This is a genomic window from Flagellimonas lutaonensis, from assembly GCF_000963865.1.
GTDB classification, from domain to species: Bacteria; Bacteroidota; Bacteroidia; order Flavobacteriales; family Flavobacteriaceae; genus Flagellimonas_A; species Flagellimonas_A lutaonensis.
In genome coordinates this window covers 1298775-1323686 of record NZ_CP011071.1, presented here as the reverse complement: position 1 = coordinate 1323686, position 24912 = coordinate 1298775, and the positions used below count along the sequence as shown (strand labels likewise).

Genomic DNA, 24912 nt, shown 5'->3' with positions numbered 1-24912 from the left:
GCCGACAAATTTAGTGAATTGCGGCCTAAAACAAACCAAGGCCAAACAGAATGCTGAGCCTCAATATTTATCCTCTATATTTTCCCTTACCCAATCGATACATTCATCAATGTTTTCAAAGATGTGCTCTTCGGGGATTAAATCGGGAATGATATCGATACGTTCCATCATGTATCTGGGTTGATCCAGTAGGCCAACGAACAAAACGGTAATACCGTTTCGCTTTAGGTCTTGCAAAATGTCTTCCATGGCATAAAGACCCGATTGATCCATATACTGCATCAGGTCAAGTCTGATGATAACCGCCTCTGCCGTTTCCGGAATCTGATCGGCCAACATTTGTATATCGCTGGTAGATCCAAAGAACAAGGGTCCTTTGACATGTTTGATGAAAACTTCTTCTTTTAGCTTTTCTGGGAAGTCGCGCTCGTCTGACCAAGTTTGCTCACGCAAGGTGCTCACAACAGAGCGTTTTGCCGTGAGGTCGCCTATCTTCTTCATAAACATCAAAGAGGCGATTACCAGACCGATGCCCACGGCATAGACCAAATTCCAGACAGACGATAAAATAAGTACCGTCAACATGATAAGGACTTCTGAACTGAGTTTCAGGGGGCCCAATTTTATGTCCTTGGGGAGATATGGAATGGCCTTTAATCCTTTATAATCCATCACGCCGATACCTACCGTTACCAAAATGCCTGCCAAAACTGCTGCCGGAATTTGGGAAGCTACTGGCCCTAAGGCCAATAGAATGACCAATAGCAACAGACCGGCAATCATACCCGACAGGCGTGTTTTGCCACCCGACTTGATATTTACCACGGTACGTATGGTCGCACCTGCACCGGGGATACCGCCAAAAATAGCTGCGATACTGTTACCGATACCCTGCCCGACCAATTCTTTGTTGGGTTTGTGCTTGGTGTTCGTCATGTTGTCGGCAACCACCGAGGTCAACAACGAGTCGATGGCGCCCAACAGAGCCAACGTAAGGGCTGTAAATATGTAGGGCGTCATGGCAGAGAGTTTGAACTGGGTAAAAATCTCTAACTGCGGAATGGGCAAGCCCTCAGGTATTTGTTCTATGGGGCGATAATCGAGCCCAAATCCGTAAGCAATGCCGGAAACTACGATCAAGGCCACCAAAGTACTGGGTACAGCTGTGGTTATTCTCTTGAACCCATAAATGATGATTATAGTGGCCAAAGCCAAGGCCAGTTCGAGCCAATTGATGTTCTTGAGGGCCCTTGGCAATACCTTTAGGGTACCAATAACGCCGGAAGCATCTTTGGCTGCCAGGGTTTTGGCCTCTTTCATCATATCTTCTTCAGTAATCAATTTTGCCCTATTAATGGTTTCCTCAAAGTTTTCCAAAACCAATATTCCTTCACCGGCCTCTTCTTTTAAAATATTTTCAAGGATAACCTCCTCCGCCATTGGTTTGTATTGGATTACAAATTCTTCATCTTCTTTGGGATAATAACCCACAGCCGGCAAAATTTGGGTAACCAGGATAATGACACCAATGGCGGTCATAAACCCTGAAACCACGGGATAGGGAATGTACTTGATGTATTTGCCCAAACCGATAATACCCAGACCGATCTGCATCAGGCCAGCCAATAAAAAGACCGCCAAAATAATGGGCAATGCTTTTTCTATATCACCGTCATGTACCGCCAAAATACTGGCAATAATAACCATACTCACGGCTGTCATAGGTGCTGTCGGGCCTGAAATCTGCGTGTTGGTGCCCCCAAAAAGGGCTGCAAAAAAGCTGATGAATATGGCACCGTACAGACCTGCACTGGGGCCGAGTCCTGAGCTTACACCAAAGGCAAGGGCCAGTGGCAATGCTACAATACCTGCTGTGATTCCTCCAAAGAGGTCTCCTTTTATATGTTTGAACATGCTGTGGTTTTTTTAAATTAAGGAATGATCGGTTGTTTCACTCTTAAACAAGGGTCACTTTGCCCGTTGACAACGAATAGACGCCCCCAATGATCATTATGTCGCCTACCTCTTCCATTTCTTTGAGAATGGGGCTTCTTTTGCGAATTCGCTCAATGGTCAGCTTCACGTTGTTCTCGACCGTTTTGGCCACAAAATCTGGATTTGATGAGTTGGCCTCGCCATCGACCTGTTCGGCCGAAAGCTTGACGGCGGGAAGTATGTTGCTCAACATGGGGGTGATATTGCCCAATTCGACACCATCGCATGCCGCCTTTACTGCGCCACATGATTCATGGCCCAACACAAAGATCAATTTGCTGCCGGCTACCTTGCATGAGTACTCAAGGCTTCCCAAGATGTCGGTATTTTCAAAATTACCCGCTACACGAGCCACGAACAAATCGCCTATGCCTTGGTCAAAAATGGTTTCTACCGGCACCCTTGAATCGATGCACGATAAAACTGCGGCTTTGGGATATTGCCCACTCACGGTACTTTCGCGCTGTTTTTGGTAGGCTCTTGCCTGCATAGAGTCTTTTACAAACCTTTGGTTGCCCTGAATCAAGTCATCGATAACATTATCAGGGGTAAGGGCACTCTGTGTTTCTTTGTCAATTGTGGTAGTGATCATATCAGTTTGCTTTTTATTGGTTGAACCAATGATAGGTTGTTATTTCCCCAATGGGGATCAGTTGTTAAAAATTAAAGAAATTAGAATACGAAAGCAACTACTAAACTGCCTTCGGAGGAGGTGTTATATGGTCAAAAAAACCTTTTTGGACCTTGATAAAATCCAATGTTCTGATTTTACTATCATCTTTCGAATTGTCCCAAATGTAGGTTGAGAGGGCATACTCTGAAAAGTGTTCCCTGAATATGCGCTCATAGGCAGTTTGGTTCTCTTCTTCTTCAGGAGAGTTGAAAAAACCAATGTTCATCTCATCGCCGACCATATGGGCTATTGAGGGCACCCCAATAGAAGCGAGCAAAAGAATTGAAAAATAAATGGCAATATAACGTCGCATTTTATTTTTTCAGAGAAACCCAAATATAACGAGAAGCCCTTAGATTTTAGTTAAAAAATTTCAAAAGTCTTTCAACGCCTTAATGTGCTCTGCCGGCAACCAACCGGTTTGCCCGTCTGCGATTCTGATCTTGCTCCACCCTTCAAACTGGTCCAATATATTGACCTTGGTGCCCTCATGAAGGGTAAATACAACTTGGCCACGGCTGTTGGGTTCTGATGTAATCTTGACCTCTTCGGCTAAGACTATGGCCGGGTTGTCGTTTTTATATTGTTGGTAACCGAGGTACGATAGGGTTACGCAAACAATGCCCCAAAAAAGGATTACCATACTTGAAATAAAGGCTATCCGCTTCTTTAAGGCCGAACGTGAGAAATAGTAGAACAAGTAGGTTGCTACAAATGCCATTGATAGTATTACCGCCAATTTTGCCCACTGATCAAAAGAAAATACTCCCAATACATCATCATAAAATTTGTTGAGGGTTGTTTTTGGCATGTTCTCAATGGCATCTAACCGCATGTTCTGCGCATAGGCAAGGTTGTTCTTGATCTCACTGTCATTCGGATCCAGTAGCAGGGCTTTTTCATAATAATAGATACTGGGGCCAATTTCATTGAGTTTGTAATGGGCATTGCCAAGATTGAAGTAAAGTTCTGCAGAATGATGATTCTCTTCAATGATTTTCTGGTACAGGGCAATAGCCGTTTGATAATCGCCGGCATTATAGGCTTCATTTGCTTCATCGAACAAGTTCTTGGTCTGTGCCTGGGCAGCAAAGAGCGAAAGAACCATCAGTAAGTTGAATGTAAACATTCTCATAGCTGCTTGTCGATTTTTGAGATAACCTCACTGGCCTTATCATAGTCTTGTTGCATCTGCACATCTGAAAAGGGGCTGTACCGGGCCATTTCACAGTTCTTTAAGAGGGCAATAAAACCGTTGATTGTATCATCATCCACATTTTTTTCGGCGAGCAGTGTCGTAATTTTTTCTTTGCTGAACTCGCTGGTCTCTATCTTCAATTTTGCTTTCAAATAGTTGTGCAGCGCCTTCTCGAGGGCAACGTAAAAGTTGTCTTTGTTGCCCAGTTCTTTTCGAGCCTTTGAAAGGAATTTTTTCGCAAGCCGGTCGGCCCGTTTCAACCGGTTTCCTTCAACATCACTGGCAATGGCCTCCCTCCTTTTGAACACCAAAATGGCTATGGGAATAAGCAATAAGGGCGAAATCAAGAATAGGTAAAAACGGGTCGAGCCAAGAAAAATATCTTGGCCGATGTTGGTCAGGGTGGTGCTCGTTTTGATAAAATGGAACTGTTTGCCGGTGGGCACCACGTATTTGGGGCTTCCGCCCGAAGCGGCCACTGGAGTAGAGGTGTCGGTAGGGCCCTGCAATACATCGAGGGTAATTTCTTCCGATTCGAGAATGTGGTATTTTTCAGTTTTCGGATTGAAGTAACTGAATGAAATGCTCGGGATGGGATATTTTCCCTTGTAGGAAGGCACAATGGTATAGCTGTTGGCCACCTTCCCTTCCATACCAGAAGTGGTGGTTCGCACCTTTTCCTCAAATTCCGGTTCATAGACCTCCAAAGCACTCGGAAGCTCAAGGTCTGGCAACTGAAACAGCTTCAGGTTTCCCTTTCCACTGATCTCAATTTTGGCCTGTAACGATTCTGAGGCGTTCAAAGAAGACTTGCTAGTGCTTACGGTAAAGTCAAACTCGCCCACAGCCCCACTGAAGTTTGCCGGTTTTCCTGCTTCTGGCAACGGTTTTACATTCAGCACCCTTTTACCCGCTGAAACAATCTTACTGGTCTGCTTGTATATTCTACCTCCAAAGAAGTCTCTTCGGTTGGTGGGCACATCCACATAGATTTCCAGTGACAAAGGTTCAATTTCAAGCTTGCCTGTTTTCTGCGGATAGAGCACCATGCGCTTGAGCACGACACTGCGAAACGGCTTGCCCTTATAGGTGGTGTTGACCGTATTGTACTTGGTAACGGGGATGTCTTGGCTCCAGAAATTATTGTATTTCGGATTGTCGATGGGGCGGTAGTTGGTCACCCGTATATTCGGACTTATATATAACTTGTACACCACACTTACCGCCTCGTTCAGATACGGTGAGCCTTTTGAGATTTCAGCGACCAAATCAAGACTTTCTGACGCAATGTCATCAGCGGAGGGGGGTGCGTTGGGGTTGTCGACGGCAGCGGTCACCTCCACTTTTTTGGGTACCGTTTTATAGGTTTTACCACTGATTTCAATACTTGCTTGCTTGATGGTAAAGACACCCTGTTTTGTGGGGGTCAAAATATAGGCGTACGATTTTGAAAAGCTTCGTTTTCCATTGAACCATGAAGAGCTGATCTGCTGGGTGGGCCCCATGATGACATTAAAGCCCTCAAAATCGGGCGGAACAAAATTGTCGCCATCTTTGTTCATGGTAAACTCGACCCGTAACCGCTCGTTCACGCCCAGCTTTTCTTTGCTGAGGTTTACCTGAAAGCTCACCTCATCGTCTTGTGCCCATAGGTTCGGCACCGCCAAGAGCGAAAACAGCAACACATATGTCAGGTAACATAATCTCATCACCAATCTTTTTCGTTTTTGACCTTGGCTCCTTTTACTTTTTTGGCCTCTAGCTTTTCTTGTACTTTTTTCTCTTCGTTCTGCATGGCCTCTAACAGATTCTGGATCTGCTGTTTTGATAACTGGTTGGGCCTTGGTTGCTTTTTCTCGTCTGGTCGGTCGCCTTTATTTGGTTGTTGTTCTTGTTCTTTCTTTTTGTCGCCCTCGCCCTCTTTGTTTTCTTCGGGCTTGTCGTTGCCCTTGTCGCCCTCGTCACCCTTGTCTTTGTTTTGCTCGTCATTCTGCTCGCCTTCATCGTTCTGGTCGTTCTCACCTTCGTTGTTCTGGTCTTGGTTCTGGTCTTTTTGCTCTTCTTGGTCCTGCTCTTTTTGGTCGTCTTGGTTTTGGTCGTTTTTCTGCTCGTCTTGCTGTTTTTTCAATAGTTCTTTTGCCAAGGCCAGATTGTATCGGGTCTCTTCATCGTTCGGATTGTTGCGAAGGGCCTCTTTGTAGGCCTCCACGGCTTTCTCATATTCTTTGTTCTTCATGTACACATTGCCCATATTGTGGTAGGCCCTGTGCTTGACAGACTTATCGATGGCTTTTTCACCAGCCTGCTTGAAACGGTTAAAGGCCTCGCCCAGACTCTCACGGTTGTAGTAGGCCCGGCCAAGGTTATAAGGCGCGGCCACGTTTTCGGGGTTTTTTGAAATGGCCTTACGGTAATCGACCTCGGCGTTTATAAAATCGTTCGAGCGCAGTTCTTGGTTTGCCTCGTAGGTCAGGTTCTGTGAAGCCACGACCGCCTCTTCGTCCACGCCGTTCGTTTCCTCTTGTGAAAAACCGAACTGCCACGCCAGTAAGGTGAATATGAAAATTGAAGGCATCCTACTCATAGTCCTGTTCATTAAAAAGGTTCAATTTCTTAAGCCACCTCGTTTTTCTGTCCAAAACGAAAATATCTAAAAATAGGAAGAAAAGCGCTATGCCCAAGAACCACTGAAACTGGTCTTTGTATTCTGCAAATTGCTTGGCCTCGAACTCTTTCTTGTCCATTTTGTTCAACTCTTCCTTAATGTACTCCACGGCAGCCTCTGTGTTGGTACCATCTATGTACTCACCGTTGCCCTTGCTGGCGATTTCTGAAAGCACTGTTTCGTTCAATTTGGTGATGACCACCTCGCCATTGGCATCTTTTTTCAAACTTTCGACCACCCCGTTTCGTTTGATGGGAATGGGCGCGCCCTTGGCCTTACCGACCCCAATGGTAAATATGCGAATGCCATTTTCGACAGCCTGTTCGACCGCATCCAAGGTCGAACTTTCAGAATGGTCTTCACCGTCAGAGATAACAAACAATACCCTATTGGTCTGTTCGGCATCATCGTAATAGGTGCTGGCCAACTCAATGGCGGCATTGATGGCCGTGCCCTGCGATGAGAGCATATCGGTGTTCATGGCCTGCAAGAACATTTTGGCAGCACCGTAGTCGGTGGTTATGGGCAGTTGCGGATATGCCTGGCCCGCAAAGGCGATAATGCCGATTCGGTCGCTGGCCAATTGGTTGATGATCTCAGATACCAAGCGCTTGGCTTTTTCCAACCGGTTGGGGGCAATGTCTTCTGCTAACATGCTTTTTGATACATCAACGGCAAAAACAATATCGACCCCCTCTCTCTTTACGGTTTCGAGCTTGGTTCCGATCTTTGGATTGACCAGGGCGATAATCAAAAAAAACAGACCCAACAATAGCAAAATGAGCTTCAGGGTTGATTTAAAGATAGACCGGTTCGGGGCCAATCGCTTCAGCAATTTCTTTTCGGCAAACTGTTTTTGCTTTCTGTTTTTCCAGTATTGCAGCGAAACGAAGACCAATACCATAACGGGCAAGATGGCCAACAGATAAAAGAATATTTTTTCGTCGAACTGGATCATGATCAGATAAAACTTCTAAAAACGGTGCTTCTCAGCACCCACTCGATTAATAGCAAGCCTCCTGCCAAAAAAATAAGGGGCCTGAACTTTTCTTCGTACTTATAGTATTTGAATTCTTCAATTTCTGTTTTTTCCAATTTGTTTATCTCTTCATAGATTTCTTCGAGCTTCTCATTATCGGTGGCCCTGAAATATTTGCCTCCGGTAAGTTCGGCGATGTCTTGCAACAGCGCTTCATCGATTTCTACCTGCCGCATGCCGTAGCGAAAAGAACCATCACGGTTATATGAGATGGGGGTCAGGGCATTGCCATTGGTGCCCAGCCCAATGGTGTAGGTCTTTATGCCGTATTCAACGGCTAAGTCGGCGGCCGTTTGGGGTTCTATGAATCCTGAGTTGTTCACCCCATCGGTCAACAGAATAATCACTTTGCTTATGGCCTTGCTTTCCTTTAATCGGTTCACCGATGTGGCCAGTCCCATGCCAATGGCAGTACCGTCTTCGAGTTCACCGTATGAAATGTCGCGCAATGAATTCAGTACGATGGACTTATCACTGGTAATGGGTGTTTTTGTATAGCTCTCGCCCGCAAAGGCCACTAGACCGATCCGGTCGTTGGGCCGTTTTTTGATGAAGTCTGCGGCCACTTCTTTAAGGGCCACCAACCGATTGGGTTTCAAGTCTCTTGCCAACATGCTCGACGATACATCGATGGCCATGACAATATCTATACCCTTGGTGGTTTTTGTGCGGGTTGAAATATCTTCTGTCTGTGGGCGGGCCAAGGCCGTGATGATCAATGCCAAAGACAGTAATCGCAGCACAAAGAGGGCAGGTTTCAATCTTGAAAGGAAAGAAGGATGCGCAAATCCCTTAAGGCTCGAAATCTTGAGTGTGGCCATTTCTTCCTTTCTCTTGAGAAAGAACCAGAGTATCGCTATCGGCAACAGCAATAGCAGCCAAAAAAACTCAGGATTCGCAAATTCAATATTCTGCCACATCACACCTGTGCTTTTACATCGACCGAAGCCAAAATTCGTTCCACAATCTTTTCAGCATACTCATCGCCGTCGAGCCAGTTCAGCAATATCTGCTGTTGAAAGCCCTTACCGCCAAAACTGATGATAGCATATTTGCCACGCACCAAATTGTCTGAATCGGGCACCTTAAACTGTCCGCTTCCATATACTTTTAAGCCCTGCACACCAGATTTGGTCACAAACTCTTCTTGTTTGGTGATGATGTTTCTAGCGCCTTTTTCTTCGTAGCTTTTTAAGATCTGCTCCAGCGTTTTCTCAAAATCGGGCTCTTTGGGCTCGGTAAAAGTGGTAGATGAGGCAGCTATGGTGAAAACCCCCTTCGGATTGTTGTACACAAAGGTCTGGGTGTCATCAATCTTGGCCTTTGCCTCGGGCGGAATGGCAACCTCTTGCCGTACCAACACCTCAGGAGTCTCCAATTCGATTGGGGGAAAACCATAAGAGCTACTGATCCACTCACCTTCCAACAATTCTTTTGAGGGATGGCCGAGCACCGTGTCTTTTACCTCTTTGAAACCGAAGTAGGCAATGGAAGCGGCGGATCCAAAAAATAGAATGCCCGCCATTATGGCGGCTGCCCAATAGATTTTCTTGCGTCGTTTTTGCCTGGCAAGCTCTTGTAGGTATTCCTCGTCTTGCAGAAGCTCTTCTTCTGTGGGTTCGGGCAGGGCCTCTTTGGTCTTTACCACAATCTGTTCGACCAGTTTACGGTCTTCTTCGGCAGCCTTGGTCTCGGGCCTTGATTTGGCAAACTTCACCAAATCGGCCGTTTCAAGTACCTTTTTGAACTGTTGAATGGTAGTTTCGTCAAGCTTGAGTTCACCGGCATCCTTGAGCATTTCCAAGCGTTCTATGAGCTGGTTGGTGGTGCTTTCCAAAGCAGAAACGTGTACCTCTTCCTCAAGGTACGAACGAACGATGTTGGTGAGTTCTGAGTAATATTTTTTGTATTCGTCTTGAATGAGATAGCGCGAATTATCCAACTTTTTCAGTTCGAGCAATGCCCTGTCATAAGGGGGCAGCAACGCTTCTTTTTCTTCTTCGGTCAAGGGCTTTTTTCGAAGGAAGAACCAATAGACCAGTCCTCCGATGAGCAGAAGTGCCAAAAGGATGCCCACTATGATGGCTATGGTCTTTGCGTTGTTCTTTTCAACCTCTATCAGCGGCTTTATATCGTACATTTTCTGCTTCAGGGTGTCTACCGGCACCGTGGCGACCGCTATTCTGAAAGAATCGGTGAAAAAAGGTTTTTCGTTGATGGCAATACGCTGCGGCGGAATGGTATAGGTGCCGCTATCGAACTGCGTCAGGGCATACAGGCGCTGCAGCACCATTCGGTCTTCGCTCTTTACCGTATCGATGCCAAGGGCCTCGACCATCTCGAGAGGTGAAAAGGTCTGGTCTTCAGGGAAAAACACCATATCGGTGGTGTCGGTCTCTACCGTGATCTTGTACCGGATCTGTTCACCGATTTTTATGGAAGCGGTGTCGATTTCGGCACTGACCTTTGACTGGGCCCGTACAAGTTGAACCGAACAGCATATAAGAAACAGCACCAACATTGTCTTTGGCACCCCTTCATATTTCTTGATCCGTGTTTCAACCTTCATTTCAGCCCCTTTGTTTAAAATAGCCCAATAGTTTTCTCACGTAGCTTTCATCGACCCTGCAATGAATGATGCCACTACCCGATTTGGCGAAAGAGTCGGTAAAATAGTCCACTTTGTTGCGGTGGTATTTGGCATAGTCCATCCGAACTTTTTTCGACTTGGTGTTCACCAGGCGCACATCACCTGTCTCAGGATCGAGCATTTGAACCACCCCTAGGTTGGGAATGGCCTTTTCTTTTTCATCATACACCCGAATACCCGTTACATCGTGTTTGTTACCAACTATTCGGAGGGTGTTGTCGTAATCATCTGCAATAAAATCGGAAAGCACGAACACGATGGCCTTTTTCTTCATCACGTTGGTCAAAAACTTGAGGGCCTCACCGAGGTTCGTACCCGAGGTGTTCGGTTTGAACTCCAACAGTTCGCGAATGATCCTCAGAACATGGCTTTTCCCTTTTTTGGGAGGGATAAAAAGTTCTACTTCCTCCGCAAATAGAATCAAACCGACCTTATCGTTGTTCTGCATGGCCGAGAAGGCCAAGGTCGCAGATATCTCTGTTATCAATTCTTTTTTGAACTGGTTGGTGGTGCCGAAGAATTCTGAACCGCTGACATCTACCAAAAGCATCATGGTGAGTTCACGCTCTTCTTCGAAAACCTTCACAAAAGGTTCGTTGTAACGGGCGGTCACATTCCAGTCAATAGAACGCACGTCGTCACCGAACTGGTATTGACGCACTTCGCTGAACGTCATACCGCGACCCTTAAAGGTAGAGTGGTACTCACCGCCAAAGATATGATCTGACAGCCGACGTGTCTTGATCTCTATCTTTCGTACTTTTTTAAGTAGTTCTTTGGTATCCATTCAGGTTCAATTTTGCACCGTACTGGTTCAATGTTTTTAGGTTGGAACGTTGAACGCGAAACGACGAACCCTAGGGTACTTCAACCTCATTCACGATTCGGTTGATGATTTCTTCAGAAGTGACGTTTTCGGCCTCGGCCTCATAGGTGATGCCGATTCTGTGTCGCAGTACATCATGCACTACGGCCCGTACATCTTCGGGTATTACATAGCCCCTGCGCTTTATAAAGGCATGGCATTTTGAGGCAATCGCCAAATTGATACTGCCTCGTGGCGAAGCACCGAAACTTATCAGTGGCTTGAGGTTCTCCAATCCGAATTTCTCAGGATAACGGGTCGCGAACACCAAGTCGAGAATGTACTTCTCGATTTTCTCATCCATATACACCTGACGGGCAGCTTCTTGCGCCTGTAGAATCTGTTTTAGGGTAATGACGGGCTTGACCTCGTTCAAGATTCCGTTCAAATTCTGGCGAATAATGAGTTGTTCTTCGGTAAATTTCGGATAGTCGATGACGGTCTTCAACATAAAACGGTCAACCTGTGCTTCAGGCAATGGATAGGTACCCTCTTGTTCAACGGGGTTTTGTGTGGCCATCACCAAAAAGGGGGGGTTCAGGTTAAAGGTTTCATCACCGATCGTAACCTGTTTCTCTTGCATGGCCTCCAACAGGGCCGACTGCACTTTGGCAGGTGCCCGGTTGATTTCGTCTGCCAAAACAAAATTGGCGAAAATCGGACCTTTCTTAATAGAGAAGTCGTTCTCTTTGATGTTGTAAATAAGGGTGCCGATAACATCGGCGGGCAAAAGATCGGGCGTGAACTGTATTCTGCTAAAACTTCCCTTGACGGCTTTTGCAAGGGTGTTGATGGCCAAGGTCTTGGCTAGGCCGGGCACTCCTTCCAACAAAATATGGCCTTGGCCCAACAGACCGATGAGCAGCCGCTCGACCATTACTTTCTGTCCTACAATGACCTTGTTTATTTCTTGCCTGAGCAAATCAATAAACGCACTCTCCTTCTCAATTTTCTCGTTCACAGCGCTAATGTCAACCGTAGTATTTTCCTCCATATAATAAAAATCGTAACGTAAGTTGTATGAGCAAATTAAATAGACCGCAAAATGAAGATTTATTTAAAATCGGCCTGTTAATTAATGGTTAAAAATATCACGAAAGCCCAAGTTTTATGAAGTATTTAAGGGATTAATTTTATATTTTCAGAACACACCAAACAAGCATTCATGTTTTCAAGAATTATCGCTGGCACCATGACCTGGGGAAGTTGGGGCAAACAGCTTTCACAAAAAGAAATGGTCGACCTGATGCAACATTGCCTTGAAATCGGCATCACCTCTTTCGACCATGCCGATATTTATGGCGATTACCAAAATGAGCAAGTGTTCGGGGATGCCTTTGCAGAAAGTGGAATCGCCAGAGAGCAGGTACAGTTTATCAGCAAGTGTGGCATTCAAATGACCCAAGGGCGAAACAACATGGTAAAGCATTACCAATACGACAGGGCATATATTATTTGGTCAGTCGAAGAGTCTTTGAAAAAACTCAAGACAGATTACCTTGACCTGATGCTCTTGCATAGACCCAGCCCCTTGATGCACCCTGATGAAATCGCACAGGCTGTTCAGACATTGATGAAAGATGGAAAGATCAAGCAATTCGGGGTCTCTAATTTTACCCCCTCACAAATTGCCTTGATAGAGACCCATGTGCCGGTCGAGGCCAACCAGGTCGAGTTTTCATTGTTGCACTGCGACCCAATGTATGATGGCACATTTGACGATTGCATCATCAATAAGCGAAAAGCCATGGCCTGGAGTCCGCTGGGAGGATTTTTTTCTGGCAACAGCGAACAAAAACACCGGTTGACGAAAGTGCTTTCAACATTGGTAAAAAAGTACGGTGTTGCTGCCGATGTGTTGTTGTTGACGTGGCTGATGAGGCATCCGGCCAAGGTTTTTCCGGTAGTGGGCACAACAAACAAAGAGCGCTTGTCTATGGCAAGGCAAGCCACGCAAATTGAACTTGGGCTCGAAGACTGGTTCATGCTTTTGGAGGCCAGTCTCGGACATGAGGTTCCGTAAATTCAAGTTATGAAAAAAACAGTATTGATCACCGGCGCAACCAGTGGTATTGGCAAGGCCACAGCCGAACTATTGGCAGAAAAAGGCTTTGTTTTGATACTATGTGGCCGGCGCCAAGAACGATTGGATGCACTTCAAGAACAACTAAAAGAGCATACCAAAGTTGCCACCCTGAGTTTTGATGTCCGCCACCGAGAGGCCGTTTTCGAGGCCATTGGCTCGTTGCCGGAACCCTTTTCGACCATCGACATTTTGATCAACAATGCTGGCAACGCCCACGGACTCGACCTTATTCAAGAGGGCAGTATGGATGATTGGGACGCCATGCTCGATATTAACGTGAAGGGCCTACTCTATGTCTCTAAAGCGGTTTTGCCCCAAATGGTTGCTCGAAAGGCGGGCCATATCATCAACATCGGCTCCACTGCCGGCAAAGAAGTATATCCGAAGGGCAATGTGTACTGTGCTAGCAAGCATGCCGTTGACGCCATTAACCAAGGCATGCGCATCGACCTTAATGCCCATGGTATTCGAGTGGGGGCCATCAATCCAGGTTTGGTCGAAACAGCGTTCAGCGAGGTGCGCTTCAAGGGCGATTCAACAAGGGCCGAAAAGGTCTACCAAGGCTATCGACCCTTAAAACCGGAAGATGTGGCCGAGATCATCTGGTTTACGATTAGCCGACCCCCCCATGTGAACATTGCCGATTTGGTTGTAATGCCCACTGACCAGGCCAGTTCAACTATTATCAACAAGAAATGATCAACAAACGCCTTCTTGTCAAGAACCTTCTAGCTCATAACGACGAGAACAGTTTTTACGACAAAAAACGTTTTATCTCCATTGGCGAAAAAGAGGGAAAGGCCAAGTTTCTGAAGCATGTCTGTGCGCTGGCCAATAGCAACCCGAAGAACAATTCGTATATCGTGGTCGGGGTGGAGGATGAGGACAATAAAATCGTCGGTGTCGATTTTTTTGACGACAGTAAAATTCAGAACCTGGTCAACGCCTATTTAGAAAATCCACCGTTGATATCTTATGAGAATATCCAGTTTCCCCATTTGCCCGAGGGAAAAGTAGTGGGTTTGGTGACCATCAGGTCAAATGGCAAGATTTGCTCCCTCCGAAAGAACATCTGGAAATATTATGGTGGCTCTGTCTTTTTTAGGGAAGGAAGTATCAGTATGCGAAAGGTCTTTGACATCGAGATCAAAGATGTGAACTCAGAAACGGTTGCCAAACTTGAGCAGCATGCCCGCAACAACATAGAACTGACCCTTGACGGGGTCATAGACTTTATCAATAACCGGCATGCCAATCTCACTAGCCATTATAAGGTTTTTAAAGAGCAATTTGTGGTTTGCTGGGCGGGACACCAAAAAAAGGTCAAAGGTCAGGAATATTATTCGCGGGTCGACATTGAATTGATCAACGAGCAGGTGAAACTGTTCTATTCGGCACTTGATGAAATCAGCATAGACTATGATGATGACTCGTTTACGATTCTCGAGTATGTGCAGCTTGGGCTGGGCAAATTGCAAAATTATTATCCACTGGAAGAGGTGACCATTACTTTTTCAGAAAACGGCACCTATCAACTGAACAGCAAGTTGGTGTTTGAGCCGCCACAATACGATAAGAAGACCCTGCACCATATATTCAATGCCAATCAGGCGGTTCTGGAAAAATTGAAAAACAACATTGAGCTGAACGCGGCGGAAAAACACGATTTAAAACATTTGCCCGATACGTTGCTGTTATGTTATCTAAATGGGTTCGAAGAGGCCAAAGAGCTTATGGAAAATGCCCGTTCGCTGTTAAAAAGTGCCGACCAGAAAGTATACCTGTCTTTAAAGGAGACCCTCCGCATTATTAGAAAGGTCACTTACAACTAAAGCTTTTTCAACCATAAGATTTGGTATGGTTTTACTTCTATAAAACCACTGTTCACCTCATATTTTTTGTTGGTGACCATATCATGGTAACAGGCCTCTTTTAGATACCCCAACTTGGCTACCCAACCACCGTTTATAACTTGCGGCGATTCGTCAAAATTGCATACGACCAAAACACCTTGCTTGTTTCCATTCCGTTCAAAAGCCAGAATATGCTGGTTGCCGGTATGGTGTAGTTCTAAATTGTTTTCGTCTGAAAGAACAGCGGTTCTTTTTCGAATGGAAATAAGATTTTTTATACCGTGGTAGACTTTTGATTGGGGTAGGTCTTTGTTGTCGAGTTGGCCAACTGTGTTCCAGTTTTGCGTGGGCCGGTTTACCCAGCGACTGTCATCTTTTTTGGCATCATCACCCAAAAAGGAATAATCGTTCAAGGTCGCGATTTCATCACCTGCATAAATCAAGGGCATACCGCCAAAAGAGAGAACAATGCCGTGCAGCATGATGATTTTGTCGATTGAAGTTCGTATACGTTCGGGGTCATTTTCTTCAAGGCCCTTCTCAAGCCCCAACAGTGATGCGGCACTGCCCGTTATGCGCCCATCGCCGGTCTTTGGATTATACATGAAGAGCAGCCCTTTAGCGGGAGACCATTCGAGGCACTGACAGTAATAATCGAGCAAAAACTTGCGGTGCCCCTGTGGATTCCAGCCCAACTCGGCAATGAAACGGTCATCAAGGCCCAAACCAATATCATCGTGGCAGCGTATATAGTTGATCCAGGTACAGTCTCTGGGCTTGTCGGGCAAATTGCCCAAGCTCTTGTAAAGCAAGTTGGTTTTCTTGGTGGCAATCGAGTTCCATAGCAATGCCATGAGAGATGCATTGTAGGCCACCTCACATTCGTTGCCCTTGGTCGGGCCTTCGCCGAAATATTTTAATATTTCATGAGGGGCCACAATGGCCTCTGCCAAAAATATGGTTCCGGGGGCCACCACTTGAAGGCACATTTTGAACAGCGCAATGACGGCATGGGCCTCGGGGAGGTTCTGGGAAATGGTGCCCAGTTTTTTCCAAAGAAAGGCCAATGCGTCGAACCGAACAATATCGACCCCCATGTTGACCAGCTTACATAGATTGGTCAGCATTTCGAGAAAAACATCGGGGTTCGTGTAATTCAAGTCCCACTGGTATGGGTTGAAAACCGTCATCACCCATTTTTTCATTTTTGGGTCATAGGTGAAATTTCCGGGAGCTGTTTCCGGGAAGATTTCGGGCAGGTTCTTTTCAAACTCGTCGGGGATGGTGCGGTCAGAAAAAGTATAATAATATTCTTGGTACTTTTTGCTTCCTTCCCTTGCTTTTTTGGCCCATGAAAATTCATTGGAGGTGTGGTTGGCCACAAAGTCGAGCATCAAATACATGTTCTCGCCACGCATTGTTTTGGTCAGGGCCAGCAAATCTTTTTTGGTACCGTATCTTTTGTCGATTTCATGGTAACTATTAACGGCATAACCCCCGTCGTTTTCACCTTCGGGGCGGGTGGTTATGGGCATGAGGTGAAGAAAGTTTATGCCCAGATCCTTAAAGTAGGAAAGCTTGTTCGCAACCCCTTTTAAATCTTTGTTGAAATGGTCGACATAGAGCTGCATGCCCACCATTTTTTCAGATTGGTACCAGTTGCCCGCTTCTATCCGTTCCACATCTTGCAAACGAAGTTCTTCGGGGCGTTGCGCGAAGAGCTCGGGCAATAACTTCAACAGTCGTTCAAAGTGCTTTTTATGTGTGGCCTCGTCGTAAAGCAAAAAGAACAGGTCTTTGATCAAGGTCAGATTGGCCGTAAACCGCTTGTCAAAAAGTAGTTCAGGGTCTTTTTTGTCCAGGCCAAATGAGATTAACCGATGTATGGCGGCTTGGTTCATGCTAATCTATCAATTGTGATTTGTGGGGCAGTGCGGCTATGGCCCCATATTTTGTGGTTGTGATGGCGCCTGCCTTGTTGGCCGTTCGGACCATTTTCAGCAATAAATCGAAATCGGAAAATACCGACTCAAAATTTGCCAATTCTGAAATCTGGTAAAGCAGACAGCCTATAAAAGCATCTCCAGCCCCTGTGGTGTCAACGGGTGTCACCGCTATACTGGGCACCGTTTGTTTTTGTTGGGTGGTGCTCAAAAGCGTACCGTCGCCACCAAGGGTTATTGTTACGATGTTGGCCCCCATGTCATGCAACGCATCACAGGCTTCGTGCATATCTTTTTTTTCGGATATTAGCTGGGCTTCCTCCAAGCTGAACTTGCAGAGGTGCGATTTTTGGACAAATGGCATGCATTTCTTGACAAAGGCAACTTGGTTGTCTTTCCAAAGATCGGCCCGGTAATTGGGATCGAAACTTATGAAAGAGTCTTTGGTCAGGGCATCAAAAAGGTAGTGGTTATAGGCCTCTTCCAAAGGGCCGCCCAGCATTGCGGTGGCCGCCCCCAGATGCAATATGTTGTGGTCAAACTTTTTTTTGATGGATGGATCGTACTTGAGCTCCCGATCGGCACCACGGCTGAAAACAAAGTCACGTTCACCATCTTCTGCCAATGAAACGAAGGCCAGTGTTGTAAAGGTCTTGGAGCGTTGGGCCAACGAAACATCCACATTTTCATCTTTGAGCACATTCAACAGAAAATGTCCAAAGGGGTCGTTGCCAACACAACCTATAAAAGAGCTCTTACCGCCAAGTTTGGCTATGGCACAGGCCACATTGGCGGGTGCGCCACCTGCTTTCTTGGTGAACTCGACTGCTTCTGAAAGGTTGCTGCCCTGATTTTCGGCGACGAAATCAATCAACAGTTCGCCGACACAAAAAACCTCTGCCATTGTGTTGTTTTTGTAATTGGCAAGATAAGTGAAAAAATGTCCTTCGACCAAAATTTCCAAGTGCCGAAGGACAGTGCTATTGTGTTTTCAATGAACTATCCGCATTTAGATGACCCGCAGTCTTTGCAGGTAAGGCAGCCTTCTTGGTATATGAGGTTTTCTGACTTGCAGTTCTCACAGCTTTGCCCCTTTGCCAAGGTGCCATCGGCCACGTAACGCTTTAGGGCCCGGGCCACACCATTCTTCCAGGTATTGATCGATTCACTGTCAAGTTGCAGGCTGTTGATAAGGTCTACTATCTTTTCTATCGGCATGCCGTGTCTTAGGGTACTGGATATCAGTTTGGCATAGTTCCAGTACTCTGGGTTGAACTTATGCGAAAGGCCTTCAATGGTGGTCTTGTAACCCCTTTTGTTCTTGTACTGAAAATCATAACGCGAGGTGCCGTCTTCATTACGGTTTTTGATGATTAGGCCTTCATTGACCCATCGGGGCAGCAAAATACCGTCTTCATCATCGGCCAGACCGGTAAAAATTTCATACGGTTTTTGGTCGATCAAGCCAATAAAGGCAATCCATTTTTCTTTGTTGTTCTGAAAACGAACCACATCTGCCTGTAATATTTCTGGGCGTTTGGTGGGGAAAGGGGTAAGACTCGTGCCTTTTTCCTCCTTTTTGTCATCGTTTGAAATGAGCACCCCAGACCTGGACCCGTCGCGATATACGGTAACCCCCTTACAACCGACTTTCCAAGCTTCCAGATAAAGCTTTCCGACAAGCTCTTCAGAAACATCGTTCGGTAGGTTGATGGTCACACTTATCGAGTGGTCTACCCATTTTTGTACCGCTCCCTGAAGGTGTACCTTGCTCAACCAATCCACATCGTTGGAAGTTGCTTTGTAATAGGGCGATTGCTCCACCAGGGCGTCCAGCTCTTTTTGGGTGTATTGTTTGTCGGTATCGATACCGTTGACCTGCATCCATTGCTTGAATCGGTGGTGAAAAACAACATACTCTTCCCATGAATCGCCCACTTCGTCAACAAAGTCGACCCTTGCATCCTTATCGTTGGGGTTTACCTTTCTTCTACGCTTGTAGACCGGAAGAAAAACAGGCTCTATGCCCGAGGTCGTCTGCGTCATAAGGCTGGTGGTGCCTGTCGGGGCAATGGTCAAAAGTGCAATATTCCTGCGGCCATATTCCAACATTTCGTAGTAAAGCTTGTTGTCGGCTGCTTTCAGGCGCTGGATGAACGGGTTTTCTTTTTCCCTTTCAGCATCAAATATGGCAAAGGGGCCACGTTCTTTTGCGGTGTTCACCGAGGCACGATAGGCCTCTAGTGCAATGATTTTGTGTACCTCTTCAGAAAAGAGATTGGCCTCTTCAGAACCGTACCGTAAGCCCAATGATGCCAACATATCGCCCTCGGCGGTAATGCCGATACCCGTTCTACGGCCTTCGGCCGCTTTTTTTCGAATGTTCTCCCACAATCTTCTTTCTACGGCCTTGGTTTCTTCGAGTTCGGGGTCTTCGTTGATCTTCTGCAAGATGGCATCAACTTTTTCAAGCTCCAAATCAATGATGTCATCCATGATACGCTGGGCAGCGGCAATGTGCTTTTTGAAAAGCTCGAAGTCAAAACTGGCTTTGGCAGTGAACGGTTGGTCTACATACGAAAATAGATTGATGGCCAACAGGCGGCACGAATCGTAGGGGCACAAAGGGATCTCGCCACAAGGGTTGGTAGAAATGGTCTTGTAGCCTAAATCGGCATAACAGTCGGGCACCGACTCCCTTATAATGCTGTCCCAGAACAAAACCCCGGGTTCAGCCGATTTCCATGCGTTGTGCACGATTTTTTCCCATAGTTTTTTGGCCTCGATCTCTTTTGAATATTTTGGGTTCTCGCTATGTATCGGAAAGCATTGTGTATATTTTTCACCGGCCTCGACGGCTTTCATGAACGCATCATCGACGCGAACCGAAACATTGGCGCCGGTCACTTTGCCCTGTACCATTTTGGCATCTATAAAATCTTCGGCATCTGGGTGGTTGATTGACACTGATAGCATCAAAGCGCCCCTTCGGCCATCTTGTGCCACCTCTCGGGTCGAGTTTGAGTACCGTTCCATAAAGGGCACCAAACCGGTTGAGGTAAGGGCAGAATTTTTTACTGGTGAGCCCTTGGGCCTAATATGTGAAAGGTCGTGGCCCACACCACCTCGGCGCTTCATCAATTGAACCTGTTCTTGGTCAACCTTCATAATGCCCCCATAGGAATCTGACATACCATCGTTGCCAATCACAAAACAGTTTGATAGTGAGGCGATTTGGAAAGGGTTGCCGATGCCGGCCATAGGGCTTCCTTGCGGCACAATGTACTTGAACCCTTTGATAAGGTCGAACACTTCCTGTTCGCTCATCGGGTTGGGATACCTTGTCTCTATTCTGGCAATCTCTTTCGCAATTCTACGGTGCATCTGGTCTGGATCTTTCTCGTAGAGATTGCCTTCTGAATCTTTGAGTGCATACTTGCTTATCCAAACTTGGGCGGCAAGCTCATCGCCCTTGAAATAAGCCAAAGAGGCTTGAAAAGCTTCGTCTTGCGAATATGTTTTTTTTGATGGTTGGGCAGTTTTTGTTTGCATGTACTAAAATTTTGTTCAAAAGAAAAAGAGGAAAAGTGTGATAAAAGTATGAAAATGATGGCAACCTCGAACATGACAACAATCATAAAGTGTACAGGAAAAGCATATTAAATAACTGAAAAACAGAATATTAAAAAAATATCAACAATAAAAAGTTAACAAAAAATGAAAATGTTCAATAGGATGTAAAACGAAATTGAGTAAAAACCCGAATGGTTGTGCAAGACAAGGGAAAATGGTTGTAAACGGTATTGTATTTTGTTGAAATCTAATGGGGCAACCTGTTTGACATGAACCCGCTATTTATGATTTTTGCAATATGAGGACTTTGGTGGTAGGTGATATACACTCGGCAAATAGGGCCCTGCGTCAAGTACTTGATCGGGCAGCGGTCAGTACCGGTGACAAGATCATCTTTCTAGGGGATTATGTGGACGGGTGGAGCGAGGCGGTCGAAACCGTTGATTTTTTGATTGGACTAAAAAAGACGCACAACTGCATCTTTATTAGGGGAAACCATGATGATCTGTGCCGAGAGTGGCTTTTGACAAGAGAAGAAAACCCTACATGGCTGATGCACGGGGGGCAAGCGACCAAAGATTCTTATTCCGGCATTGACCGTGAGAGACTAGAGCGGCATTTACGGTTTTACGACGATTTGGAAAACACCTATCTAGACGGCGAAAATAGACTTTATCTGCACGCCGGTTTTACCAATCTAAAGGGCATAGAACATGAATATTTTGAGAAGATGTTCTATTGGGACAGAACCCTTTGGGAATTGGCGCAGGCAGTTGGTCCGCACCTTAAAAGGGACAATAAGAATTTTCCACAGCGGCTGAAGAATTACCATGAAATTTTTATTGGGCATACGCCTATTTCCAAGACTGGACCAGCCGTACCCAAAAACGCGGCCAATGTCTGGAACGTAGACACAGGGGCGGCGTTCAAAGGCCCACTGACCATTATGGATGTTGAAACGAAGCAATTTTGGCAAAGCGACCCCGTTCATACCCTTTACACCAACGAAAATGGCAGAAACTAAAAAAGCCGACCTATTGGCCGGCTCTTCCTTGGGTTGGTTTTAGTTAAAACTTGCCTGCTTTGTGGTCATCTTGCCACTTGACCAATTCTTTCCACATGCCCTCGTAGGCCATTTTTGCCTGCATGGGCCATGAAGAGGGGTCATGAATGCGATAGCGATCACCTCCTGAATCAAGCACCTCTTGACATTTGGCCACCGAGGTTTCAGAGAGTGCTTTCCACGTTTTTATATCGAATGAATGGAAAAGCTGCTCGATTTTTGGGCCGATGCCTTCCACAATCTTGAGGTCATCTTGCTTGACTTTCTTTCCAAAGGCCACCTTTGCCGCTTCTGCATCAAAGGTGTGCGCAGTTGGTGCGGCAGCCATGGAAGATGCTTCAGTTGGGGTATTTTGGGCGTTTTGATATTGCTTGGACACTTTTTCGTTACAGGCATCGAGCTCTGAGCGCAGTTGGGTATTTTTCTTCTGCAGGGTGGTGAGCTCAGTTGATTGGTCAATGGCGGTACCGCTGCCTTTTCCCAAGAGATAGCCAAGTATTCCACAGATAGCCCCTACCAAAAGCGGAATCAACCAACACCAGATGTTTATGTTCCCAAAATCCATTTCCAAGTCTTTAAGTGAAAAATTAAACTAGGCGGTGAAAACCCTGTTTTACGCTTTAGAAAACTATTCGTTGATGGTTGTGTTTTCAACGCCCCCGCCATCACAACAATTGCAATGGTTTGTGTAAAAATATATGCCTGCCAAAATGGCTATTACCATGCCGATTAAGTAGGCCAAACGCTTGCCCATGGGTCAAAGAATTAGTGTTCAGCTATACAAAATATTAAAAATCTTATAAAAAAGTTAAAATTTTTCAATTTAATCTTAGTTTTCAAACAGTTAGAGGCACTTTTCTCTTCATGTCAAAAAACAGGCAATCAACCAAAAAATGCCAACCATACATTTTTTTCGCCCAAGTACAACGAACTGCTTAATTCTTTGCTTGAAGATACCGAGCTTTACAGTAAGATTAGGTAAGGACCCTATTTCTCCCGACAAAGTTCCGGCACTGAAATAGGGTTTTCAATCATTAAGTTTGAGTTAGTTAAGTTGGTTTAAAAACCATCTCTCCTGAACTTCAAAAGGAGAGGTGGTTTTTATGCATAAACTTTTCAAAGAGCAAGTATTTGTTTTTTAGAAACAGCACGATTTACTTACTGCACATAAAAACGTATCAATCACACAGTTTTTTCTTCCCCACACAGATAAACTCCTTATAAACAATTCTTTATGGCATAGTTTAGTAGAGACGACCCGTTAAATTCCATGCTTATCAAAGCAATGACAGCTTTTTTGAAAAATGGGGTTATCGGCCCACCAAGACTTTAGGGTGAACGGGGATTGCTTTACCATGCGGACCATAGATTATTTCGGATTGGATTGCCAGAACCGTAGAACAGTAAAAAACACTATCATGAAGACCACGATGCTTACTATTTTGACCTTTGGCTGTATGCTGCTCATTTTAGGGGCACAGAACCTATTGAGGGGCAGCTGGACTGTTGGCGATACCGCTACTGTGCAAAAGAAAAAAGCCAAAGACCAATAGCCAACCGAACCTTCTGTTGCATCCGGAACAAAGGAGTGTCGGGCCCATTTGGCTGTAGAAAACCCATGGTCGCTTGAGCCAGTTTCGCTTAACATGGGATGGAGGAGCTAAGCGACCATGGGTCTTTTATGTTTTTATAAATCAAATTTGATGCCTTGGGCCAATGGTAGTTCTGTGGTGTAGTTGATGGTGTTCGTCTGTCGGCGCATATAGATTTTCCATGCATCGGATCCGCTCTCGCGGCCGCCACCCGTTTCTTTTTCACCGCCAAAGGCCCCGCCGATCTCAGCACCAGAGGTGCCTATGTTCACATTGGCAATACCGCAATCGCTTCCTGCGACTGACAAAAACTTCTCGGCCTCCCGTAGGTTGTTGGTCATGATGGCCGATGAAAGCCCTTGTACCACGCCGTTCTGCAATTCAATGGCATTTTCAACGCTTCCTGAATATTTTAAAAGGTACAAAATGGGCGCAAAGGTTTCTTCTTGAACTATCTCAAAAGAATTCTCTGCCTCGGCAATGGCAGGTTTTACATAGCACCCGCTTTCATAGCCTTCACCGGTCAAGACGCCTCCTTCCACAACAATGTTTCCACCCTCTTTTTTCACTTTTTCCAAAGCGGCTTCGTACATCTTCACCGCGTCGGTATCGATAAGAGGCCCTACATGGTTGTTTTCATCGAGTGGATTGCCGATACGCAATTGCTGGTAGGCATCGACCAAGGCATTTTTTACTTTCTCGTAAATGGATTCGTGTATGATCAAACGTCTGGTCGAGGTGCAACGCTGGCCGGCAGTGCCGACAGCACCGAAAACAGCTCCAATAACGGTCATTTTGATATCGGCATCGGGCGTGACGATAATCGCGTTGTTTCCGCCCAATTCGAGCAATGATTTGCCCAATCGTGCCGCAACCGCCTGCGCGACAATTTTACCCATACGGATAGATCCTGTGGCAGACACCAAGGGAATGCGCTTGTCGTGTGTCATCATCTCACCCACTCTGTAATCGCCATTTATAAGGCAAGAGATACCTTCAGGAAGCTTATTCTCTTTTAGCACTTCAGCGATAATATTTTGACAGGCAACGCCGCACAGTGGGGTTTTTTCTGAAGGTTTCCACACACAAACATCACCACAGACCCATACAAGGGCAGTGTTCCAGGCCCAAACGGCCACTGGAAAGTTAAAGGCCGAGATAATGCCCACCACGCCAAGTGGATGGTACTGTTCGTACATGCGGTGGCCCGGTCTTTCAGAGTGCATGGTAAGACCATGCAACTGACGCGATAGCCCAACGGCAAAGTCACAGATGTCTATCATTTCTTGTACCTCGCCAAGACCCTCTTGATATGATTTGCCCATTTCATAGGAAACCAGCTTGCCAAGGGGCTCTTTAAGTTCCCTCAATTTGTTGCCAAACTGCCGTACAATTTCACCGCGCTGGGGGGCGGGGACCATTCTCCATTGGCGAAAGGCCTTGGTCGCTGATTCCATTACCATTCCATACTCTTCTTCAGTGGTCGAGGTCACTTTGCCGATAAGCTGGGCATCAACCGGTGAGTACGAGGCAATGGGTTCACCTGAACCAAAGTTCTCCGAACCTGTTGAGGTTCCGGGGTTCATATCTTGCACCCCTAATTGTTGTAGGGCTTTTTCTATTCCGAAATCTGTTGCTACGATTGACATTTATAACTTTTTTGAGATGTTTTGTTGTTTTGATAACAAATGGAGCAGCAAAGCTACAAAGAATGACG

General features: G+C 45.9%; 21 protein-coding genes. 5 read left to right on the top strand and 16 right to left on the bottom strand.

Going from position 1 to position 24912, the window contains the following annotated elements:
* Positions 1 to 60 precede the first annotated feature (60 nt).
* From VC82_RS06125 to VC82_RS06075, 11 genes are all read right to left on the bottom strand, one after another.
* A complete protein-coding gene (locus VC82_RS06125) occupies positions 61 to 1914 on the bottom strand; it encodes a SulP family inorganic anion transporter (RefSeq protein WP_045801588.1) in 1854 nt (617 codons plus the stop codon).
* 43 nt (positions 1915 to 1957) lie between these two features.
* Positions 1958 to 2587 carry a carbonic anhydrase family protein gene (locus tag VC82_RS06120; RefSeq protein ID WP_045801587.1) on the bottom strand — a complete coding sequence of 210 codons (630 nt, stop codon included), beginning with the start codon at positions 2585 to 2587 and terminating at the stop codon, positions 1958 to 1960.
* A 100-nt stretch (positions 2588 to 2687) separates the two neighbouring features.
* Positions 2688 to 2981, bottom strand: coding sequence for a hypothetical protein (locus VC82_RS06115; RefSeq protein ID WP_045801586.1), 294 nt, complete (start codon positions 2979 to 2981; stop codon positions 2688 to 2690).
* A gap of 60 nt (positions 2982 to 3041) precedes the next feature.
* Complete coding sequence (locus VC82_RS06110) at positions 3042 to 3803, bottom strand: SH3 domain-containing protein (protein WP_045801585.1); 762 nt, start codon at positions 3801 to 3803, stop codon at positions 3042 to 3044.
* A complete protein-coding gene (locus tag VC82_RS06105) occupies positions 3800 to 5575 on the bottom strand; it encodes a BatD family protein (protein ID WP_045801584.1) in 1776 nt (591 codons plus the stop codon). Before VC82_RS06105 ends, VC82_RS06110 begins: the two co-directional genes overlap by 4 nt.
* Positions 5575 to 6441 carry a tetratricopeptide repeat protein gene (locus tag VC82_RS06100; protein ID WP_045801583.1) on the bottom strand — a complete coding sequence of 289 codons (867 nt, stop codon included), beginning with the start codon at positions 6439 to 6441 and terminating at the stop codon, positions 5575 to 5577. The genes VC82_RS06105 and VC82_RS06100 overlap by 1 nt, the downstream gene beginning before the upstream one ends.
* Before the next feature lies 1 nt (position 6442).
* Positions 6443 to 7489, bottom strand: coding sequence for a VWA domain-containing protein (locus tag VC82_RS06095; RefSeq protein ID WP_045801582.1), 1047 nt, complete (start codon positions 7487 to 7489; stop codon positions 6443 to 6445).
* 2 nt (positions 7490 to 7491) lie between these two features.
* Positions 7492 to 8490, bottom strand: a complete 999-nt coding sequence (locus tag VC82_RS06090; RefSeq protein ID WP_045801581.1) for a vWA domain-containing protein — start codon at positions 8488 to 8490, stop codon at positions 7492 to 7494.
* Positions 8490 to 10139, bottom strand: a complete 1650-nt coding sequence (locus VC82_RS06085; RefSeq protein WP_045801580.1) for a BatD family protein — start codon at positions 10137 to 10139, stop codon at positions 8490 to 8492. The genes VC82_RS06090 and VC82_RS06085 overlap by 1 nt, the downstream gene beginning before the upstream one ends.
* A 1-nt stretch (position 10140) precedes the next feature.
* The gene (locus tag VC82_RS06080; protein ID WP_045801579.1) at positions 10141 to 11007 is read right to left on the bottom strand and encodes a DUF58 domain-containing protein; all 867 of its coding nucleotides are present in this window, start codon (positions 11005 to 11007) and stop codon (positions 10141 to 10143) included.
* Positions 11008 to 11077: 70 nt separating this feature from the next.
* Positions 11078 to 12079, bottom strand: coding sequence for an AAA family ATPase (locus tag VC82_RS06075; protein ID WP_045801578.1), 1002 nt, complete (start codon positions 12077 to 12079; stop codon positions 11078 to 11080).
* 171 nt (positions 12080 to 12250) lie between these two features.
* On the opposite strand from VC82_RS06075, the gene VC82_RS06070 reads away from it, so the two are divergent.
* The 3 genes from VC82_RS06070 to VC82_RS06060 are packed head-to-tail and all read left to right on the top strand — an operon-like array spanning position 12251 to position 15003.
* Complete coding sequence (locus VC82_RS06070) at positions 12251 to 13108, top strand: aldo/keto reductase (protein ID WP_045801577.1); 858 nt, start codon at positions 12251 to 12253, stop codon at positions 13106 to 13108.
* 9 nt (positions 13109 to 13117) lie between these two features.
* Positions 13118 to 13870 carry an SDR family NAD(P)-dependent oxidoreductase gene (locus tag VC82_RS06065; RefSeq protein WP_045801576.1) on the top strand — a complete coding sequence of 251 codons (753 nt, stop codon included), beginning with the start codon at positions 13118 to 13120 and terminating at the stop codon, positions 13868 to 13870.
* Complete coding sequence (locus VC82_RS06060) at positions 13867 to 15003, top strand: ATP-binding protein (protein ID WP_045801575.1); 1137 nt, start codon at positions 13867 to 13869, stop codon at positions 15001 to 15003. The genes VC82_RS06065 and VC82_RS06060 overlap by 4 nt, the downstream gene beginning before the upstream one ends.
* Here VC82_RS06060 and VC82_RS06055 read toward each other — a convergent pair.
* From VC82_RS06055 to VC82_RS06045, 3 genes are all read right to left on the bottom strand, one after another.
* Complete coding sequence (locus VC82_RS06055) at positions 15000 to 16925, bottom strand: amylosucrase (protein ID WP_045801574.1); 1926 nt, start codon at positions 16923 to 16925, stop codon at positions 15000 to 15002. The two genes, VC82_RS06060 and VC82_RS06055, sit on opposite strands and share 4 nt — an antisense overlap.
* A gap of 1 nt (position 16926) precedes the next feature.
* Positions 16927 to 17871 carry a carbohydrate kinase family protein gene (locus VC82_RS06050; protein WP_045803288.1) on the bottom strand — a complete coding sequence of 315 codons (945 nt, stop codon included), beginning with the start codon at positions 17869 to 17871 and terminating at the stop codon, positions 16927 to 16929.
* A gap of 95 nt (positions 17872 to 17966) precedes the next feature.
* Positions 17967 to 20519, bottom strand: coding sequence for an adenosylcobalamin-dependent ribonucleoside-diphosphate reductase (locus tag VC82_RS06045; protein WP_045801573.1), 2553 nt, complete (start codon positions 20517 to 20519; stop codon positions 17967 to 17969).
* Positions 20520 to 20838: 319 nt separating this feature from the next.
* Between VC82_RS06045 and VC82_RS06040 the strand changes: the two genes are divergently transcribed.
* Positions 20839 to 21564, top strand: a complete 726-nt coding sequence (locus VC82_RS06040) for a metallophosphoesterase (RefSeq protein WP_045801572.1) — start codon at positions 20839 to 20841, stop codon at positions 21562 to 21564.
* Between the two features lie 43 nt (positions 21565 to 21607).
* Here VC82_RS06040 and VC82_RS06035 read toward each other — a convergent pair whose 3' ends face one another.
* Positions 21608 to 22168 carry a hypothetical protein gene (locus VC82_RS06035; RefSeq protein WP_045801571.1) on the bottom strand — a complete coding sequence of 187 codons (561 nt, stop codon included), beginning with the start codon at positions 22166 to 22168 and terminating at the stop codon, positions 21608 to 21610.
* 739 nt (positions 22169 to 22907) lie between these two features.
* On the opposite strand from VC82_RS06035, the gene VC82_RS06030 reads away from it, so the two are divergent.
* On the top strand, positions 22908 to 23156 hold the full coding sequence (locus VC82_RS06030) for a hypothetical protein (protein ID WP_045801570.1): 249 nt from the start codon (positions 22908 to 22910) through the stop codon (positions 23154 to 23156).
* A 134-nt stretch (positions 23157 to 23290) separates the two neighbouring features.
* On the opposite strand, the gene amaB is transcribed toward VC82_RS06030, so the two are convergent.
* On the bottom strand, positions 23291 to 24844 hold the full coding sequence (gene amaB, locus VC82_RS06025) for an L-piperidine-6-carboxylate dehydrogenase (protein ID WP_045801569.1): 1554 nt from the start codon (positions 24842 to 24844) through the stop codon (positions 23291 to 23293).
* Between the last annotated feature and the right edge of the window lie 68 nt (positions 24845 to 24912).